The organism is Pseudomonas sp. PS01298, assembly GCF_029959745.1.
GTDB lineage: Bacteria > Pseudomonadota > Gammaproteobacteria > Pseudomonadales > Pseudomonadaceae > Aquipseudomonas > Aquipseudomonas aylmerensis.
The window spans coordinates 1-17,368 of record NZ_JASCPP010000122.1 but is presented as its reverse complement, the minus strand read 5'-3'; the positions used below and the strand labels follow the sequence as shown (position 1 = coordinate 17,368).

Here is a 17,368-nt window from a genome sequence, read left to right as displayed (position 1 = left end):
GCCTGCGATAGCGGTGTGTCGGCCTGCACATTTACTGGCTGACACGCCCTCATCGCAGGCAAGCCAGCTCCCACAGTGGATCTCCTCTGTTCAGGAGGGCTGCATTTGCCATAATGGCGCCGTTTTCGTACCACCACATAGGCCCGATATGCAGGAAAACGCCCACACTCCCGTCAAAGACGCTGCGCCTACCGGCACCCAGACCCTGCTGCGTGGCCTGGGCGTGGTGCAGGCGGTGGCGGCCGGTGCGCGGGATCTGAAAGAGATCGCCAAGCGCATCGGCACCACCCGCAGTACCACGCATCGCCTGGCCAGTTGCCTGGTGGAAGAGCGCTACCTGCGGGTGGTGCCGCAGGTCGGTTACCTGCTGGGGCCGAAGTTGATCGAGCTGGGCTTCCAGGCTCGCGAAGAGTTGCCGCTGGTGACCCTGGCCATCCCGTATCTGGATGAACTGTCGGCGCTGACCGGCGACACCATTCACCTGGCCATTCGCGAATACGATGACGTGCTCTACCTGCACAAGAATCCAGGCCGCAATGGCCCGGAAATGCGCTCGCGGGTGGGCCATCGCATGCCATTGGCGCGTACCGGTGTGGGCAAGGCGATGCTGCTGGATGACACTGCGCAGGAATGGCAGCGGCTGTACGAAGCCAGCCTGCCGGCGGGAGGCAAAAGCCTGCAATGGCCGCAGCACCCGGAACAAACCTGGGCGCAGTTCGAGCAGCGCATGCATGAATACGTGGTGGGGGGCTACGCGTTCGATCTGGAAGACAACGAACCGTCGATCCGTTGCGTGGCGGCACCGGTGCGCGATGCCAGCCGGCGAATCGTCGCCGGCATCAGCATCGCCAGTACCGTGCCCTACATGCCGCTCGAAAAAATGGCCGAGCTGATCCCTGTGATCAAACAGGTCGCGGCCCGGCTTTCCGCGGAGTTGGGCGCAAAGGCCTGATCAGGCCTTCAGGGTCGCCATGTCGATGACAAAGCGGTACTTCACATCACCGGCGATCATGCGGGCGTAAGCCTCGTTGATCTGGCGGATGTCGAGCATTTCGATGTCGCAGGTGATGCCATGCTCGGCGCAGAAATCCAGGACTTCCTGGGTTTCGGCAATGCCACCGATCAAGGAGCCGGCCAGCACTTTACGCCCCAGCACCAGCTTGGCCGCATTCACCGGCGGGTCTACCGGCTCGATCAGGCCGACCAGGATGTGCACGCCGTCAAAGCGCAGTACATCGAGGTACGGGTTGAGGTCGTGTTGTACCGGAATGGTGTCCAGCAGGAAGTCGAAGCTGCCGGCGGCGGCCTTCATCTGCTCGGCATCGGTGGACACGATCACGTGATCGGCGCCCTGGCGACGGCCTTCTTCAGCCTTGCTCGCCGAACGGGTGAACAAGGTCACTTCCGCGCCCATGGCCTTGGCAAACTTGATGCCCATGTGGCCCAGGCCACCCATGCCCAGCACGCCGACTTTATCGCCGGCCTTGACGCCGTAGTGCTTGAGCGGCGAGTAAGTGGTGATGCCGGCGCAGAGGATCGGCGCGGCGCTGGCGAGGTCGAGCTTGGCCGGGATCTTGACCACAAAGTGCTCGCTGACCACGATGCTGTCGGAGTAGCCGCCCATGGTGTTGCTGCCGTCGACGCGGTCGGGGGTGGCGTAGGTCATGGTCGGGCCTTCGAGGCAGTATTGCTCCAGGTCCGATTTGCACGCGTCGCAGTGGCGGCAGGAGTCGACCATGCAGCCTACGCCGACCAGGTCGCCGACTTTGTGCGCGGTGACGCTGGCGCCGACGGCGGTGACTTTGCCGACGATCTCGTGGCCCGGCATCAGTGGGTATACGGCGATGCCCCACTCGTTGCGTGCCTGGTGGATGTCGGAGTGGCAGACGCCGCAGTAGAGAATCTCGATGGCCACGTCATCGGCACGCGGGCTGCGACGTTCAAACGACATGGGGGCGAGGGGAGTGGTGGCCGACTGGGCGGCATAACCGATAGCGGTGTACATGGGGAAACCTCGCAAAAGCTTGGACTGGGGAGGTGGCGCATTCTGCGCGCCGACCCCGGGTGCGACCATGGCAAATGCTCCGAGTCTCATGCCTAAAGCTCCGGAGGAGCAGCTAAAAGCGGCAAGCTGCAAGCGGCACGCTATAAACTGCGGACATTCTTGCAGCCTGTGGCTTGAAGCCAGCTGGCCTGCACCAAGACGTATCTTTGCGAGAGCTGCTTTTATGTTGTTGACCCGCCATCTCGATGCCAACGCCACGCTGGTTTCCTTGATTGAGGGGCTCACGCCCTGCGACGGTTTCTCCCCGACCCACTTGCCCGGCGTGCAGGTCTTGCGCGCCAGTTGCGACGTGGCGCGCGGGCCGCAGATCTATGAGCCGAGCCTGATGTTCGTGGCGCAGGGCAGCAAGGTCGCCTACCTGGGCCCGCGCACGCTGGAGTACGGCGCCGGTCACTACCTGATCCAGGCGATGCCGGTACCGTTCGAATGCGAGACCTTTGCCATGGCGCCCGACGCCCCGTTGTACGGGGTGACAGTGGGCATCGATCGGGTGGTATTGGGTGAGTTGGTCATGGCCATGGGCATGCAGGCCGGGCCGCCGCCGACGGCGCAGACCCTGGAATCGATGAGCTCGGTGGTGCTCGACGATGCGATGCGCGGCTGCGTCGAGCGGTTGTTGCAGTGCCTGCACGATCCGCTGGAAAGCCGGATCATGGGCCCGGCGCGGGTGCGCGAATTATTGTTCACCGCCTTGCGCGGGCCCCAGGCCGATGTACTGCGCGCACTGGTGGAACAGCAGGGGCAGTTTTCGCGGATCGCTACCTCGTTGAATCACCTGCATGCCCATTACGCCGAGCCGCTGAATATCGAGACGTTGGCGGGGTATGCGCACATGAGTGCGTCGACGTTCCATGAGCATTTCAAGCGCTGCACCTTGTTGTCGCCGGTGCAATATCTGAAACGGCTGCGCCTGCTCAAGGCCCAGCAGTTGCTGCTGGTCGAAGGCATGGGCGTGGCGCAGGCGGCGCACAACGTGGGATACCAGAGCACGTCGCAGTTCAGTCGCGAGTACAAGCGCTACTTCTTGCGCAACCCCGGTGAAGAGCGGGCTGCCTGATCACACCTCGCTCAATGTGGGAGCTGGCTTGCCTGCGATGGCGATGGGTCAGCTAAAGATGGGTTGACTGAGACTCCGCTATCGCAGGCAAGCCAGCTCCCACAGTTGATATATGTTGCCCATAAAAAAGGCTCCCGATTGGGAGCCCTTTTTGTTCAAGCGACGGACTTACATGTTCGGGTAAGTCGGCCCGCCTGCGCCTTCCGGCGTGACCCAGGTGATGTTCTGCGAAGGGTCCTTGATGTCACAGGTCTTGCAGTGCACGCAGTTCTGGGCGTTGATCTGGAAGCGTTTTTCGCCGTCTTCCTTGGTCACCACTTCATACACGCCGGCCGGGCAGTAACGCTGTGCCGGTTCATCGTAGAGCGGCAGGTTGGTGCCGATCGGGATGCTCGCGTCTTTGAGCTTCAAGTGGCACGGCTGTTCTTCTTCGTGGTTGGTCCCGGAGATGAACACCGAGCTCAACTTGTCGAAGCTCAGCTTGCCGTCGGGTTTCGGGTAGTCGATCTTCTTGCTGTCCTTCGCGAGCTTGAGGCAGGCGTAGTCCGGCTTGGTGTCGTGCAGGGTGAACGGCATCTTGCCGCCGAGAATGTTCTGGTCGAACCAGTTGAAGCCGGCGCCGATGATTGGACCGAACTTGTGCATCGCCGGGCCGAAATTGCGGCTGGCGAACAGCTCTTCGTAGAGCCAGCTGGACTTGAAGCTGTCGACGTAGGCGGTCAGTTCATCACCGCCTTCGGACTCTGCAAACAGGCGGTCGGCCACGGCGTCGGCGGCAAGCATGCCGGACTTCATCGCCGTGTGGCTGCCTTTGATCTTGGCGAAGTTCAGGGTGCCGAGGTCGCAACCGATCAGCGCGCCACCTTTGAAGACCATCTTCGGCAGCGAGTTCAGGCCGCCTTTGCAGATGGCGCGGGCGCCGTAGCTGATGCGCTTGCCGCCTTCCAGGTACTGCGCCAGCACCGGGTGATGCTTGAGGCGCTGGAACTCGTCGAACGGCGACAGGAAGGTGTTGCTGTAGGACAGGTCGACGATCAGGCCGACGACCACCTGGTTGTTTTCCAGGTGATAAAGGAACGAGCCACCGGTGTTCTCGGCGCTCATGATGTCCAGCGGCCAACCGGCGGTGTGCACCACCAGGCCTGGCTGATGCTTGGCCGGGTCGATTTCCCAGATTTCCTTCAGGCCGATGCCGTAGTGCTGGGCGTCGGCGTCGCTGTCCAGGTTGAAACGCTGGATCAGTTGCTTGCCGATGTGGCCACGGCAACCTTCGGCGAACAGCGTGTACTTGCCACGCAGTTCCATGCCGGGGGTGTACAGGCCTTCTTTCGGATTGCCTTCGCGGTCGACGCCGAGGTCACCGGTGATGATCCCGCGGACCACGCCGTTTTCGTCGAACAGTGCTTCCTGGGCGGCGAAGCCTGGGTAGATTTCCACGCCCAGGTTCTCGGCCTGCTGGGCCAGCCAGCGGCACAGGTTGCCCAGGGAGATGATGTAGTTGCCTTCGTTGTGCATGGTCTTGGGCACGAAGAAGTCAGGCACCTTGGTGGAGGCGTCGGGGCTGCGCAGTACATAGATGTCATCGCGCACCACCGGGGTGTTGAGCGGGGCGCCGAGGGCTTTCCAGTCCGGGAACAGTTCGTTCAGGGCGCGGGGTTCAAACACGGCACCGGAGAGGATGTGGGCGCCGACTTCGGAGCCTTTCTCGACCACGCAGACGCTGATTTCCTTACCGGCTTCGGCGGCCTTCTGCTTCAGTCGGCAGGCGGCAGACAGTCCCGCCGGGCCAGCGCCGACGATGACCACGTCGAATTCCATGTATTCGCGTTCCACAGGCTATCTCCTACTCAAGGCTCAACAGGCTTTTTTTTCTAATGGGTGGAGGTTCGGTGTCGTATCCATCATCACTGTGCCAAATGGCAGGGGATGACCCACCTTTCTCTCTAGGTGGCGCATTATATCTACACCACTGTCAGCGTCCAATACAAACGTTTGTTTGAATTGCCCGCAGGCTAGGTAAATCAAAGAGGCGCGGCTTATGACTGGCTATTTTGCCGTATTGACCAGAATAGGTGTTCCGGTCAATATACGGTCGGTTTTGCGCTTACCGTAGGCAGACTGCAGGTTTCAAGAGCACGTCCAAAAGCAAGACAGGTGACGCGCGTCCAAACAATGGCGCGCAGTTTACACGCTGCGATAAAGAATGACCTCTCAGTCACCACTGACGAACGGTCGTCACTTCCCGTGAGCAAGGTCACTCGCCGAGGTTTTTGGAGGTGCCCTTGTGTGCCGATGAGCATCAACCGCCAGGTTCGCCTAGGCGACTTTCTTTTCACCGGAGAGTAACGAGGAATCCATGAAGGTTCTTGTAGCTGTCAAACGCGTTGTCGATTACAACGTGAAAGTTCGCGTCAAGGCGGACAATTCCGGCGTCGACCTCGCTAACGTCAAGATGTCGATGAACCCTTTCTGCGAAATCGCCGTGGAAGAAGCCGTACGCCTGAAAGAGAAAGGCGTGGCGACTGAAATCGTCGTGGTTTCCATCGGCCCTACCACTGCTCAAGAGCAGCTGCGTACCGCACTGGCACTGGGCGCCGACCGCGCCATCCTGGTTGAATCCGCTGAAGAGCTGACCTCCCTGGCCGTGGCCAAGTTGCTCAAAGCCGTTGTCGACAAGGAACAGCCTCAGCTGGTGATCCTTGGCAAACAAGCCATCGACAGCGACAACAACCAGACTGGCCAGATGCTGGCTGCACTGACCGGTTACGGCCAGGGCACCTTCGCCTCCAAAGTCGAAGTGAGCGGCGACAGCGTGGCTGTGACCCGTGAAATCGACGGCGGCGCACAGACCGTTTCGTTGAAACTGCCGGCCATCGTCACCACCGACCTGCGTTTGAACGAGCCGCGCTACGCGTCCCTGCCAAACATCATGAAAGCCAAGAAGAAGCCGCTTGAGTCGGTGACTCCAGACGCTTTGGGCGTTTCCACCGCCTCCACCAACAAGACCGTCAAAGTCGAAGCGCCTGCTGCACGCAGCGCGGGTATCAAGGTCAAGTCGGTGGCTGAACTGGTCGAGAAACTGAAAAACGAAGCGAAGGTAATCTAAACATGACTATCTTGGTAATCGCTGAACACGACAACAAGGTGCTGGCCCCGGCTACCCTGAACACTGTGGCGGCCGCTGCGAAAATCGGTGGCGACATTCACGTATTGGTAGCAGGTCAAGGCGCTGGCGCCGTGGCTGACGCCGCTGCGAAAGTGGCTGGCGTGAGCAAAGTACTGCTGGCCGACAACGCCGCCTACGCGCATCAACTGCCGGAAAACGTTGCCCCGCTGGTCGCGGAACTGGGTGCTGGCTACAGCCACATCCTGGCTGCGGCTACGTCCAACGGCAAAAACATCCTGCCACGCGTTGCTGCGCAGCTGGACGTTGACCAGATCTCCGAGATCATCTCGGTAGAAAGCGCTGATACCTTCAAGCGCCCGATCTACGCCGGTAACGCCATTGCCACCGTGCAATCGACCGCTGCCATTAAAGTGATCACCGTACGCGCCACCGGTTTCGATCCGGTTGCTGCTGAAGGGGGTTCGGCTGCGGTTGAAGCTGTTGCTGCTGCCCACGACGCTGGCACTTCCAGCTTCGTTGGCGAAGAGCTGGCCAAGTCCGATCGTCCTGAGCTGACCGCTGCCAAGATCGTCGTTTCCGGCGGCCGTGGCATGCAGAACGGTGACAACTTCAAACACCTGTACGCCCTGGCCGACAAGCTGGGCGCCGCGGTCGGCGCTTCCCGCGCGGCCGTCGACGCAGGTTTCGTACCCAACGACATGCAGGTCGGCCAGACCGGTAAAATCGTTGCGCCACAGCTGTACATCGCGGTCGGTATCTCCGGCGCGATCCAGCACTTGGCCGGTATGAAAGACTCCAAAGTGATCGTCGCGATCAACAAGGACGAAGAAGCACCGATCTTCCAGGTGGCTGATTACGGCCTGGTGGCGGACTTGTTCGAAGCCGTTCCCGAGTTGGAGAAGCTGGTCTAATCCAGTCGCTTCACTTATAAAGAGCCCGGTCCTTGTGACCGGGTTTTTTTTTGCCTTTGTAGATACCGACTTGCCGGCTCCTACAAGGGATGCGTTTGTGATGGGGAGAGTCTGTGATGGAATTGCGTCGGTGGGTGGTGCTGTTGCTGGGTGTGTCACTGCTTCCGAGCCTGACGCTGGCGGCGGGCAAATGTGAGCGCCTGGTGATCACCGGCAGCCCGGATGCACCACCGTTGCTCTGGCGTGATCCCCAGGACCCCACGCACCTGATCGGCGCCACCGCCGATGTGTTGCAGCAAGTCGCCAAAGACCTCGGCTTGAAGGTCGACCTGCTCTACGGCGGCAAACGTTCCCTGGCCCTGGATGAAGTGCGCAGCGGGCGCATGGACATCCTCGCCGACGCCCCGCTGAACCTGGGCGAGCTGGAGACCCTCGACTACATCCACCCGGCGCTGGTGCAGACCGACTATCTGGTGTGGACACGCAAGGACTCGGCACTGGTCTACAACACGGCCGCCGATTTGCAGGGCCACAAGGGCGCAGTGTCGGAGCGGGCACGCTTGAGCCGTGAGTTCGAAACCCTCGCCGATCAGCAACTCACCCTGCAACGTCTACCGAGTCTGACGCCGGCTTTCCAGAAACTGTTGCTGGGCGAGGTGGATTACGTGCTGGCCGGGCGTTACTCGGGCATGGCCATGGCCCAGACATTGGGCATGAGCAACGACCTGCTCGCCCGCGAAACCCCGATCGATCAGCCCGGCCTGTACCTGGCGATTTCCCACAACTCGGCCTGCAATGATCCGTGGTTGCGCGGACAGCTCGCCAAAAAGATGACAGAATTGCCCGGGTCTGGTGTGGCGGAAGCCGCGCTGCAGCGCAATCTCGAGCGTTGGAAAGCGCAATTGCAACAACCCGTCGGCACCCCAACAAAGTAGGGATTTTCAGTGACTCTTCGACCTCTTTTCGCGGCCCTCGCCGTTGTCGCTCTGGCGGGATGTGCAGCCGATCCTGCGCCGAATGAACAAATACGCCTCACCCAACAAGCCTTGGAACAAGCCAGCGCCGTGGGCGCCAGTACTGATGACTCGCCCGAATTGAAAATGGCCGAAGACAAGTTCGCCCAGGCCAAGGCCGACATGGCCGATGAATCCTACAAAGACGCGCGCATGCAGGCCGAACAGGCCGAGCTGGATGCGCGCCTGGCTGAAGCCCGGATATTGACCCGCAAGAGCCAGGAACAACTCAACGTGCTCAACACCCGCATCACGCGTCTGCGCAAGCAATTGCAGTTGGGGGAAGCCCAATGAGCCCGATGATCCGTGCCGTGAGCTGTGTGTTGTTGCTGGGCGGCGCCGTGTTGGGCGGTTGTGCCAGCCATCCCAATGGCGAGCAGGCGCTGCAACAGGCCGGCAACGACTTCCAGAAGGTCAAGGAAGACGCCAATGTGCTGCGCTTCGCCCCCAAGGACGTGATTCGCGCCGGTGAGTCCCTGGCGCGTGCCGATCGCTTGTCCAGCTACTGGGGCAGCGGTGCTGACGTGGTGCATTACGCCTACCTGAGCCAGCGCTACAGTGCCATCGCTCGCGAGCACACTGAGCAGGCGCTCAACCAGGAGCGTGGCGCCAAGCTTGAATTGGAGCGCCAGCGCCTGCAGTTGGCCCTGCGTGAAAACAAGCTGATCAGCGTGCAGCAGCAGGGCAAATGGCTCGAAGAGCAGATCGCCAGCCTGGCCACCACCCAGACCGATCGCGGCCTGGTGATGACCCTGGGCGACGTGCTCTTCGATACCGGTGACGCCGAGCTGAAAAACTCGGCCAACCGCACAGTGCTGAAGATCGTGCAGTTCCTGCAACTGAACCCCAAGCGCGTGGTGCGCATCGAGGGCTACGCCGACAACACCGGCGGCGAGCAGGAAAACCTCAAGCTGTCGCGTGACCGTGCGCAATCGGTGGCCGATGTGCTGGTCGACCTCGGCATCGATGAAAAACGTATCCAGGTCGAAGGCTACGGCGACCAGTATCCGGTCGAGGCCAACGCCTCCGAGCGCGGCCGCGCGCAGAACCGTCGAGTGGAAATTGTATTCTCCGACGAAAAGGGCCAACTGGGCGCTGCCCGATAAAACGCTAACGCAGATCAAAATGTGGGAGCGAGCTTGCTCGCGAAGGCGGCGTATCAGTCACCCTTTAAGTGGCTGATGCACCGCTTTTGCGAGCAAGCCCGCTCCCACATTTCGTTTCGGTGCAGAGCTGAAATTCTATTCCCCCACCCCTACAGTTTTTACTGTCACTCCCGCCCGCGCTCGACTATTGTGGCAACTGTCCCCGTACACTTCTAAACTGTGCCGGTATGTTTCACACAAAAATAAAATACCCGTGAAATCGAGTGCTGCGTCATGACCAATCTGTTGCTTTACCAACGTATCGCCCAGCAACTGGCTGAGGATATCCGGCGCGGTGTCTATCAACCGGGTGAGCGTGTGCCTTCGGTGCGCAAGATGAGCTCCCAGCTCAACGTCAGCCATGCCACGGTGTTGCAGGCCTACGCCAACCTGGAAGACCAGGGGCTGATCCGGGCGCGGCCGCAATCGGGCTACTACGTGCACCAGACGCCGGCGCTGACGGCGCCGACGCCGGACATTGCCCGTGTCGAGCGTCCCGGGTTGGTCACCCGCAGCAGCATTATCCAGCAGGTATTGGGCGAGTCGCGCCGTGAAGGCGTGTTTCCGCTGGGCGCCGCCGTGCCGAGTGTCGACTACTTGCCGGTCCGCGCGCTGCACCAGCAGTTGGCCAAAGTCACCCGCTTCCAGAGCCCGCGTGCGTTCAGCTACATGTTCAGCCCGGGTTTCGAGCCGTTGCGCCGCCAAGTGGCGATTCGCATGCGCGACGCCGGCGTGGTGGTGGACCCTTCCGAGGTGGTGATCACCCACGGTTGCGTGGATGCGTTGCAGATGTCGCTGCGCGTGCTCACACGCCCAGGCGACCTGATTGCCGCCGAATCACCGACCTACTATGGCTTGCTGCAACTGGCCGACCTGCTCGGCCTCAAGGTCATCGAGATCCCCAGCGACCCGTCCACCGGCATGAGCCTGGAAGCCCTGCAACTGGCGGCCAACCAATGGTCGATCAAGGCCCTGGTGTTGACCACGCGCCTGAGCAATCCCCTGGGCGGCACCATGCCCGAGGAGCGACAGAAACAATTGCTGCGGCTGGCCTCGGACTTCGATATCCAGATTGTCGAGGACGATATCTACGGCGAGCTGATGTTCGAACTCGGTCGCACCAAGGCCCTCAAGGCCTATGACCGCCTGGACCGGGTCATCTACTGCTCGAGCTTTTCCAAGACGTTGTCGCCGGGGGTGCGCATTGGTTGGATGATCGCCGGCAAGTACCAGCAGGAAATCCAGCGCCTGCAGATGTTCAGTACCCATTCCGCCTGCAGCGTGACCCAGATGGGGGTGGCGGCGTACCTGGAGAACGGTGGCTACGACCGCCACCTGCGCTACATCCGCCAGGAATATCGCAAGAACCTCAGCGCTTTCCAGCTGGCGGTGCAGCAGTATTTCCCGGAAGGCACCCAGATGACCCGCCCGACCGGCGGCTTCATCCTGTGGGTCAGTTTGCCCGGACGGGTCAATACCCAGGAACTGCACGTGCGTGCCCTGCAACAGGGCATCAGCATTGCGCCGGGGTTGATCTTCAGCAATACCGAGCAGTTCAACCACTGCATCCGCCTCAATTGCGGCACGCCGTGGAACCGCGAGGCAGAGCGGGCGCTGATGACGTTGGGGATGTTGGCCAGCCAGTTGTGCCAGGAGACGGCAGCCGGCTTTTGAGCGGCGTATTGGGGACAACTCCGATAGCTGGCTAATCACCGCGCTTGTCATGCCGCGCACAACAAGCGAGCATATGGCCCTCTGCCGTTAATGCTGTAGGCGATATGACCTCAATTGTTCGTGCTGCTTTGGTGATTGGCCTGTTAAGCCTGTGTAACGTCAGCCCGGTGCTGGCGGCAACGCCTGTGACTGACGCCCAGCCCGCCGCCAGCAACCAGCAGAAAACGCCTGCAAAAAAACCGGCACCGGCGCAGAAAGCCGCCGCGACCAAGAAAAAAGCCGCCACGGTGAAAAAGCGTGCACCGGTAGCGAGCAAGTCAAAATCGGCCCGCGAAGTGGCCCAGACCCAACTGGCACCGGCACAGTTGGACCTGACACTGCCTACGGACATGGTCCGGCACCTGCAGCCCCTGGGCACCATGCCCAAGCCCAAAAGCGTACCGCTGCTGCCGCCGATGTTTGGTGACAAGCCCACTGACAACAGTGCCTTCCAGATCAACGGGCGCCTGCTCAGCAATGAAATGAAACTGCAACTGCGCAACGAAGAGCGCCGCGATGTTGAAGGCGCGGCGTTGGAGTTCGAGTTCAAGCAATAAACTTTTCGCCTTAACGTGACGTCACCCCTCGACCATCTGTCGCAGACTGGTCAGTCACTTTTGTTTTCTGCGAAAAACCCCTGTTAGACCATTTTAAAACGGCTGTTTAAGGGCGTACTCTAGCCCGGCCATCCACATTGAGTCGTCGAGGACCTTTTGGTCATGAAATGCCGTGAAGGCTGTGGCGCGTGCTGCATCGCCCCCTCCATCAGCTCGCCATTACCGGGCATGCCACATGGCAAACCGGCCGGCGAACGCTGCCTGCACCTGTCTGTCGAACAGTTATGCCAGCTGTTCGGCCGGCCGGAACGCCCGGCGGTGTGCAGTGATTTCAAGGCCGATATCGAGGTCTGCGGCACCGACCAGGCCGATGCAATCCGGTTGATCGGCTGGTGGGAGCAGATGACGGCGGCTTGATGGGCTTTACTATCGGAACTTCAACAATAAGGAATACAACAATGGGTTCGCTGAAACGAATGGCTGTGTTGTGCGGTTTTACGCTGGTGTTTGCTGCCACTGCCCAGGCTGAGGATTGGCAAGTCGCCAAGGACGAAGACGGTATCAAAGTGTCCCTGAGCGAAATTGCCGGCTCCAAGTACAAGGCCTATCGCGGTGTGACCGTGATCAAGGCACCTGTGGCCAAAATCGTCGCCCTGCAGGAAGACGTGGCCGGTGCCTGTGCCTGGATCCACGAGTGCAAGTCCCAGAAGCTGGTCGACAAGAAAGGCGACGAGAGCTGGACCTACACCCAATTCAAGGCCCCGTTCCCCGTGACGGACCGGGATTCCTACCTGCATATCACCACGACCAAGGCGGCCGACGGCACGCTGACCCGTAAGCTTGAGGGCGTCCCGACTTACAAGCCTGAAGAAAAAGGCTATGTACGGGTTGCCCAGGTCGATGGCTTCTGGAAACTCGTGCCAAAAGGCGACAACCAGACCGAAGTCACTTACCAGGTGCACACCGAGCCAGGTGGCAGCGTGCCTTCGTGGTTGGCCAACAAGTTTGTGGTGGACGCGCCGTTCAACACCTTGAAAGCCTTGAAAGAACACGCTGAAAAATAAGCGCAGTTGATCCGGTGCCTCCTGACTTGAGTGGAACGTTTGGCGAACCCTCAAGGTCCAGATAGTGGTAAGCCCACACACGGGTTTTATCGAGGAGGCACCGATGCAAAAGTGGCAGATTACCTTCGTTGATGATCACGGCGTTCAATCCGTCGAGCAGTTCACCTGCGATCAGAAGCCCAGCCTCGAAGATGCGGCACACATGATTCGCAACAAACTGGTGCCCATCGCCGCTGAACTGGACCTCAATGACCTGGAGGGCCGCAAGCCTGAGCCTACGGTCAAGATCCTCAAAGACCAGAACAGTATCCAGATCCTCGACATCTCTCCCGCCGCCTGAATATTCCCTGTACACACTTAAAGCGCCTCTGGTGGAGGTGATAGCTTCGCGCTACTCTGCAAGTGAGATCAGCGAACGAATCGCTAAGGTCTGGTCTTGTCAGCTACATGCTTGTTTTCCAGCGGTGATGTTTTTGCCGTAGCTCCCACGCCAGTACGGCGTGGGCTTCGGGAAGCACGGAAAGTCTATCCATCAATTCGAGGAGCACTTTTCATGAGCACAGCCTATCAAGAAGACATCAGCACCAACGTTCTGCGCCGCATGAAAGAAGGCGGCTTCGACTTCTCGCGTTTCCACCCCATTGAGTTCTACGCCATATTCCCGGATGAGGAACGGGCGCGCAGGGCTGCGGGTGAATTTCGTGGGGAATCCCTGAATGCCCAGGTCAGCGCGCGCGACGATGGCGCCTGGTACCTGGAACTGAGCAAAATCATGTTTGCAACCTACGACGGCATAGGAGACTTCGAGCAGGACTTCGAGGCGGTGGTCGAGCCTCTGGGCGGCATTATCGAGGGATGGGGCGTCAAGCAGGAGGTGCGTGGGTTACCCATGTAGCAGTATGAGAAACACAGCGTATCGGCTGACCTTCGGGTCGGCCGATTTTGTTTGTGGCCAGCCCTTATCGCTGCCCGGTTGGGCATCGTCGCCAACCTCACTATCACCCCACCTACACAGCATTTCTCCAGCCAAAAAAAAGCCACCCGAGCAGGGTGGCCTAAAGGGAAGAGCGTTGCGCTGAAGCGGTAGGACGCATCCTGTTCAGCAGATGGTTGCGATTATCCGCAAGCGCGACCGGGCAGTGAAATCAACTCTGACTATGCTGTTGATAGCCAAAGCGCGCATTGCGATGAAGCGTGCGCCTGTGCGCGGGGCATTCTGCGCACCAGGACGGTGCGAGCAGATCCCTTTGGTTATTCAACGCACTGATTTTTAAGTGTTTATGCCGCTGGCACGGGCCTTGCGAAGGTTCAAGCGTCCGGGTGACAAGGAGTTCGGCATGATCCGCACTTATTACGACGAAATGTACGACGGGGCAGGGCAGGTTCGCCCCCATTACCGGGAGTTCGCCCGCTGGTTGGCTGAAACCCCTGTTGAACTGCTGGCCCAACGCCGGCGCGAAGCCGATTTGCTGTTTCACCGCGCCGGGATCACCTTCACCCTGTACGGCGACGAGCAGGGCACCGAGCGCCTGATTCCCTTCGACACCATTCCGCGCAGTATTCCCGCCAGCGAATGGCGGATGGTCGAGCGCGGCTGCATCCAGCGGGTCAAGGCGCTGAACATGTTTCTCGCCGACCTGTACCACGAGCAACGCATCATCAAGGCCGGCATCATCCCCGCCGAGCAGGTGCTGGCCAACGAGCAATATCAACTGGCGATGCAGGGGCTGAACCTGCACCGCGACCTGTATTCCCACATCTCCGGGGTCGACCTCGTACGCGATGGCGACGGCACTTACTACGTTCTCGAAGACAACTTGCGGACACCGAGCGGCGTCAGCTACATGCTCGAAGACCGCAAGATGATGATGCGCCTGTTCCCCGAACTGTTCGCCGCCCAGCGTATCGCGCCCATCGATCATTACCCCAACCTGCTGCTCGATACCCTGAAAAGCTCAAGCCCCCTGGATAACCCCAGTGTGGTGGTGCTGACCCCGGGCCGCTTCAACAGCGCGTTCTTTGAACACGCTTTCCTGGCCCGCGAAATGGGGGTGGAACTGGTGGAGGGCGCCGACCTGTTCGTGCGTGATGACCGGGTGTTCATGCGCACCACCGACGGCCCCAAGGCCGTCGATGTGATCTATCGCCGCCTCGACGATGCGTTCCTCGACCCGCTGGCGTTCAACCCGGACTCCATGCTCGGCGTGCCCGGCCTGCTCGCCGCGTATCGCTTGGGCAATGTGGTGCTGGCCAACGCGATTGGCACCGGAGTGGCGGATGACAAGTCGGTGTATCCCTTCGTCCCCGAGATGATCCGTTTTTACCTGGATGAGGAACCCATCCTGCAGAACGTGCCTACCTTCCAATGCCGTAAGCCCGACGAATTATCCCACGTGCTGGCCAACCTGCCGGACCTGGTGGTCAAGGAAACCCAAGGTTCCGGCGGCTACGGCATGTTGGTCGGCCCGGCTTCGACGGCGGCTGAAATCGAAGCCTTTCGCGCACGCATCAAGGCCAAGCCCCACGCCTATATCGCCCAGCCGACCCTGTGTTTGTCCACCTGCCCGACCTTCGTCGACAACGGCATCGCCCCGCGTCATATCGACCTACGCCCATTCGTGCTGTCCGGCAAGGAAACCCGCGTGGTGCCTGGCGGGCTGACCCGCGTGGCGTTGCGCGAAGGGTCGCTGGTGGTCAACTCGTCCCAGGGCGGCGGCACCAAAGACACCTGGGTGGTCGAGGATTGAATTATGTTGAGTAGAACTGCCTCGGATTTGTACTGGATGTCGCGCTACCTGGAGCGTGCGGAAAACCTCGCGCGCATGCTCGATGTCAGCTATTCGCTGTCGTTGATGCCCCAGGATGGGCGCGGCGATGGCCTGCATGAATTGGCCATGCCGCTGTTGATCACCGGCACGCTGGAAGATTACCGCGAGCGTCATGGCGAACTGCACGCCGAACACCTGCTGCATTTCTTCGCCCTCGACGCGGCCAACCCGGCGAGCATCTACAGTTGCCTGGGCTCCGCGCGGGCCAGCGCCCATGCCGTGCGTGGGCGAATTACTGCGGACATGTGGGAAAACATCAACGCGACCTGGCTGGATATTCGCGATATCGCCCAGCAGGGCTTGAGCCGCTACGGCATGAGCCGGTTCTGCGAATGGGTCAAGGAGCGCTCCCACCTGTTTCGCGGGGCGACCTACGGCACCATCATGCGTAACGATGCCTTCCGGTTTATTCGCCTGGGGACGTTTATCGAGCGTGCCGACAACACCCTGCGCCTGCTCGATGCACGTTATGAAATGGCCGGCGACCGCGCCGAAGCGGTCACCGACGGCACGGCCCACGCCTACTATCAGTGGAGTGCCTTGCTGCGCGCGTTGTCGTCGTTCGAGGCCTACACCGAGATTTACCGCGACGCCCCCGGCGCCCGGCAAGTCGCGGAACTGTTGCTGTTGCGCGCCGATGTCCCGCGTTCGCTGCGCGCCTGCAGCGAAGAGATCGACCAGATCCTCGCCAGCCTGCCCGGCCTCAACGGCCGCCCGGCCCAGCGCCTGGCCGCCGAGATGGACGCGCGCCTGCGCTTTACCGCTATTGATGAGATTCTCGAGGAAGGCCTGCACGCCTGGCTGACCGACTTTATTCCCTTGGTCCGCCAACTCGGCGACGCCATCTACAGTTCCTACCTGGAGGCCGCATGAGACTCTCCATCAGCCACGAAACCACCTACCGCTATGAAGACCAGGTGCGCAACAGCATCCAGTACCTGCGCCTCACGCCCCACGACAGCGAGCGCCAGCATGTGCTCAGCTGGCAGTTGGACCTGCCACGCCCGGTGCGTGCGCAGGTGGACCCGTTCGGCAACATCCTGCATGTGCTGACCCTGGACGAACCGCACGACGCCATCATCATCGGCGCCCGTGGCCAGGTGGATATCGACGAACTGCGCGAGGCCGAACATGAGAGTCAGTCGGCTTTCCCATTCCTGCGTTGCACGCGCCTGACCGAGCCCGACGAGGCCTTGCGCGGTTTTGCGCAACAGCATTGCCATCAGCGCCGCGATCGCACGGCGCTGATCGACCTGATGCACGCCCTGCACCAGTCGATGGTCTACACGCCGGGCTCTACCGAAGTCGACACCTGCGCCGCCCAGGCCTTTGCAGGGCATGCGGGTGTGTGTCAGGACCACACCCACGCGTTCCTGGCCTGCGCGCGCAGCCTGGGAATTCCTGCGCGGTATGTGTCGGGATATTTGTACACCGAAGACACCGCGCACCTGGCCAGCCACGCCTGGGCCGAAGCCTGGCTGGATGACGCCTGGTACAGCTTTGATGTGACCAACCAACTGGCCCGGCCGGAGCGGCACTTGAAACTCGCGGTCGGCCTGGACTACCTCGACGCCTGCCCGGTACGCGGCATGCGCCGTGGCGGCGGGCATGAGCAGATGCATGCCAAGGTGTTCGTTGCGCCGACGCCGGTGATCTCGGTGCAGCAGCAGTAAGCGACTGCTCGAAGGTCTGCTGCTGATGTTTGTGGTGAGCGGGCTTGTTGTGGCAAGTGGGCTTGTTGTGGTGAGTGGGCTTGTTCTGGCAAGCGGCTTGTTGTGGTGAGCGGGCTTGCCCCGCGTTGGGCTGCGCAGCAGCCCTAAAACCCTGCACTGAGGAGTGCCTGACACAATGCATTCTGCTTTATCGGGGCTGCTGCGCAGCCCAACGC

Annotated in this window: 18 protein-coding genes; 16 read left to right on the top strand and 2 right to left on the bottom strand. The window is 60.9% G+C overall.

The genetic code is table 11. The annotated features are described in order from the left end of the window. Positions 1 to 148 precede the first annotated feature (148 nt). The gene (locus QMX97_RS27755; RefSeq protein WP_065909342.1) at positions 149 to 952 is read left to right on the top strand and encodes an IclR family transcriptional regulator; all 804 of its coding nucleotides are present in this window, start codon (positions 149 to 151) and stop codon (positions 950 to 952) included. Here the strand turns inward: QMX97_RS27755 and QMX97_RS27750 are convergent, their stop codons facing one another. Next, a complete protein-coding gene (locus QMX97_RS27750) occupies positions 953 to 2,005 on the bottom strand; it encodes an NAD(P)-dependent alcohol dehydrogenase (RefSeq protein WP_106802876.1) in 1,053 nt (350 codons plus the stop codon). A gap of 223 nt (positions 2,006 to 2,228) precedes the next feature. Here QMX97_RS27750 and QMX97_RS27745 point away from each other — a divergent pair, with 223 nt between their 5' ends. Next, positions 2,229 to 3,122, top strand: coding sequence for an AraC family transcriptional regulator (locus QMX97_RS27745; RefSeq protein ID WP_065909348.1), 894 nt, complete (start codon positions 2,229 to 2,231; stop codon positions 3,120 to 3,122). A gap of 168 nt (positions 3,123 to 3,290) precedes the next feature. On the opposite strand, the gene QMX97_RS27740 is transcribed toward QMX97_RS27745, so the two are convergent. After that, positions 3,291 to 4,955, bottom strand: a complete 1,665-nt coding sequence (locus tag QMX97_RS27740) for an electron transfer flavoprotein-ubiquinone oxidoreductase (RefSeq protein WP_065909350.1) — start codon at positions 4,953 to 4,955, stop codon at positions 3,291 to 3,293. A 523-nt stretch (positions 4,956 to 5,478) separates the two neighbouring features. Between QMX97_RS27740 and QMX97_RS27735 the strand changes: the two genes are divergently transcribed. The 14 genes from QMX97_RS27735 (at position 5,479) to QMX97_RS27670 (ending at position 17,153) form a co-directional block, all read left to right on the top strand. Further along, positions 5,479 to 6,228: an electron transfer flavoprotein subunit beta/FixA family protein gene (locus QMX97_RS27735; RefSeq protein WP_016973648.1), complete on the top strand. Its 750-nt coding sequence runs from the start codon at positions 5,479 to 5,481 to the stop codon at positions 6,226 to 6,228. 2 nt (positions 6,229 to 6,230) lie between these two features. Continuing rightward, positions 6,231 to 7,160 (top strand): FAD-binding protein, encoded by a 930-nt coding sequence (locus QMX97_RS27730; protein WP_065909352.1) that lies wholly within the window; start codon positions 6,231 to 6,233, stop codon positions 7,158 to 7,160. 116 nt (positions 7,161 to 7,276) lie between these two features. Beyond that, the gene (locus QMX97_RS27725; protein ID WP_106802877.1) at positions 7,277 to 8,095 is read left to right on the top strand and encodes a transporter substrate-binding domain-containing protein; all 819 of its coding nucleotides are present in this window, start codon (positions 7,277 to 7,279) and stop codon (positions 8,093 to 8,095) included. A gap of 9 nt (positions 8,096 to 8,104) precedes the next feature. Further along, positions 8,105 to 8,467: a DUF4398 domain-containing protein gene (locus QMX97_RS27720; RefSeq protein WP_282397957.1), complete on the top strand. Its 363-nt coding sequence runs from the start codon at positions 8,105 to 8,107 to the stop codon at positions 8,465 to 8,467. Then, positions 8,464 to 9,279 (top strand): OmpA family protein, encoded by an 816-nt coding sequence (locus QMX97_RS27715; protein ID WP_282397956.1) that lies wholly within the window; start codon positions 8,464 to 8,466, stop codon positions 9,277 to 9,279. The genes QMX97_RS27720 and QMX97_RS27715 overlap by 4 nt, the downstream gene beginning before the upstream one ends. A gap of 273 nt (positions 9,280 to 9,552) precedes the next feature. After that, a complete protein-coding gene (locus QMX97_RS27710; protein ID WP_017527404.1) occupies positions 9,553 to 10,992 on the top strand; it encodes a PLP-dependent aminotransferase family protein in 1,440 nt (479 codons plus the stop codon). A 104-nt stretch (positions 10,993 to 11,096) separates the two neighbouring features. After that, positions 11,097 to 11,588 (top strand): translation initiation factor 2, encoded by a 492-nt coding sequence (locus QMX97_RS27705; protein WP_120449515.1) that lies wholly within the window; start codon positions 11,097 to 11,099, stop codon positions 11,586 to 11,588. A 162-nt stretch (positions 11,589 to 11,750) separates the two neighbouring features. Beyond that, positions 11,751 to 12,005, top strand: coding sequence for a YkgJ family cysteine cluster protein (locus QMX97_RS27700; RefSeq protein WP_065909363.1), 255 nt, complete (start codon positions 11,751 to 11,753; stop codon positions 12,003 to 12,005). Between the two features lie 41 nt (positions 12,006 to 12,046). Then, a complete protein-coding gene (locus QMX97_RS27695; RefSeq protein ID WP_065909364.1) occupies positions 12,047 to 12,652 on the top strand; it encodes an START domain-containing protein in 606 nt (201 codons plus the stop codon). Positions 12,653 to 12,755: 103 nt separating this feature from the next. Further along, positions 12,756 to 12,992, top strand: a complete 237-nt coding sequence (locus tag QMX97_RS27690) for a hypothetical protein (RefSeq protein WP_065909365.1) — start codon at positions 12,756 to 12,758, stop codon at positions 12,990 to 12,992. A gap of 213 nt (positions 12,993 to 13,205) precedes the next feature. Further along, positions 13,206 to 13,547 (top strand): ribonuclease E inhibitor RraB, encoded by a 342-nt coding sequence (locus QMX97_RS27685; protein ID WP_015885395.1) that lies wholly within the window; start codon positions 13,206 to 13,208, stop codon positions 13,545 to 13,547. Positions 13,548 to 13,989: 442 nt separating this feature from the next. Beyond that, positions 13,990 to 15,399: a circularly permuted type 2 ATP-grasp protein gene (locus tag QMX97_RS27680; protein WP_065909367.1), complete on the top strand. Its 1,410-nt coding sequence runs from the start codon at positions 13,990 to 13,992 to the stop codon at positions 15,397 to 15,399. Between the two features lie 3 nt (positions 15,400 to 15,402). Then, on the top strand, positions 15,403 to 16,353 hold the full coding sequence (locus QMX97_RS27675; protein WP_282397955.1) for an alpha-E domain-containing protein: 951 nt from the start codon (positions 15,403 to 15,405) through the stop codon (positions 16,351 to 16,353). Continuing rightward, positions 16,350 to 17,153 carry a transglutaminase family protein gene (locus tag QMX97_RS27670; protein WP_065909371.1) on the top strand — a complete coding sequence of 268 codons (804 nt, stop codon included), beginning with the start codon at positions 16,350 to 16,352 and terminating at the stop codon, positions 17,151 to 17,153. The genes QMX97_RS27675 and QMX97_RS27670 overlap by 4 nt, the downstream gene beginning before the upstream one ends. Positions 17,154 to 17,368 lie beyond the last annotated feature (215 nt).

Coding starts and splice junctions, on each gene's coding strand:
- QMX97_RS27705 (WP_120449515.1), top strand. CDS start 11,097: ATGACCTCAATTGTTCGTGCTGCTTTGGTGATTGGCCTGTTAAGCCTG.
- QMX97_RS27715 (WP_282397956.1), top strand. CDS start 8,464: ATGAGCCCGATGATCCGTGCCGTGAGCTGTGTGTTGTTGCTGGGCGGC.
- QMX97_RS27735 (WP_016973648.1), top strand. CDS start 5,479: ATGAAGGTTCTTGTAGCTGTCAAACGCGTTGTCGATTACAACGTGAAA.
- QMX97_RS27755 (WP_065909342.1), top strand. CDS start 149: ATGCAGGAAAACGCCCACACTCCCGTCAAAGACGCTGCGCCTACCGGC.
- QMX97_RS27670 (WP_065909371.1), top strand. CDS start 16,350: ATGAGACTCTCCATCAGCCACGAAACCACCTACCGCTATGAAGACCAG.
- QMX97_RS27680 (WP_065909367.1), top strand. CDS start 13,990: ATGATCCGCACTTATTACGACGAAATGTACGACGGGGCAGGGCAGGTT.
- QMX97_RS27700 (WP_065909363.1), top strand. CDS start 11,751: ATGAAATGCCGTGAAGGCTGTGGCGCGTGCTGCATCGCCCCCTCCATC.
- QMX97_RS27690 (WP_065909365.1), top strand. CDS start 12,756: ATGCAAAAGTGGCAGATTACCTTCGTTGATGATCACGGCGTTCAATCC.
- QMX97_RS27710 (WP_017527404.1), top strand. CDS start 9,553: ATGACCAATCTGTTGCTTTACCAACGTATCGCCCAGCAACTGGCTGAG.
- QMX97_RS27695 (WP_065909364.1), top strand. CDS start 12,047: ATGGGTTCGCTGAAACGAATGGCTGTGTTGTGCGGTTTTACGCTGGTG.
- QMX97_RS27675 (WP_282397955.1), top strand. CDS start 15,403: ATGTTGAGTAGAACTGCCTCGGATTTGTACTGGATGTCGCGCTACCTG.
- QMX97_RS27750 (WP_106802876.1), bottom strand. CDS start 2,005: ATGTACACCGCTATCGGTTATGCCGCCCAGTCGGCCACCACTCCCCTC.
- QMX97_RS27725 (WP_106802877.1), top strand. CDS start 7,277: ATGGAATTGCGTCGGTGGGTGGTGCTGTTGCTGGGTGTGTCACTGCTT.
- QMX97_RS27745 (WP_065909348.1), top strand. CDS start 2,229: ATGTTGTTGACCCGCCATCTCGATGCCAACGCCACGCTGGTTTCCTTG.
- QMX97_RS27730 (WP_065909352.1), top strand. CDS start 6,231: ATGACTATCTTGGTAATCGCTGAACACGACAACAAGGTGCTGGCCCCG.
- QMX97_RS27685 (WP_015885395.1), top strand. CDS start 13,206: ATGAGCACAGCCTATCAAGAAGACATCAGCACCAACGTTCTGCGCCGC.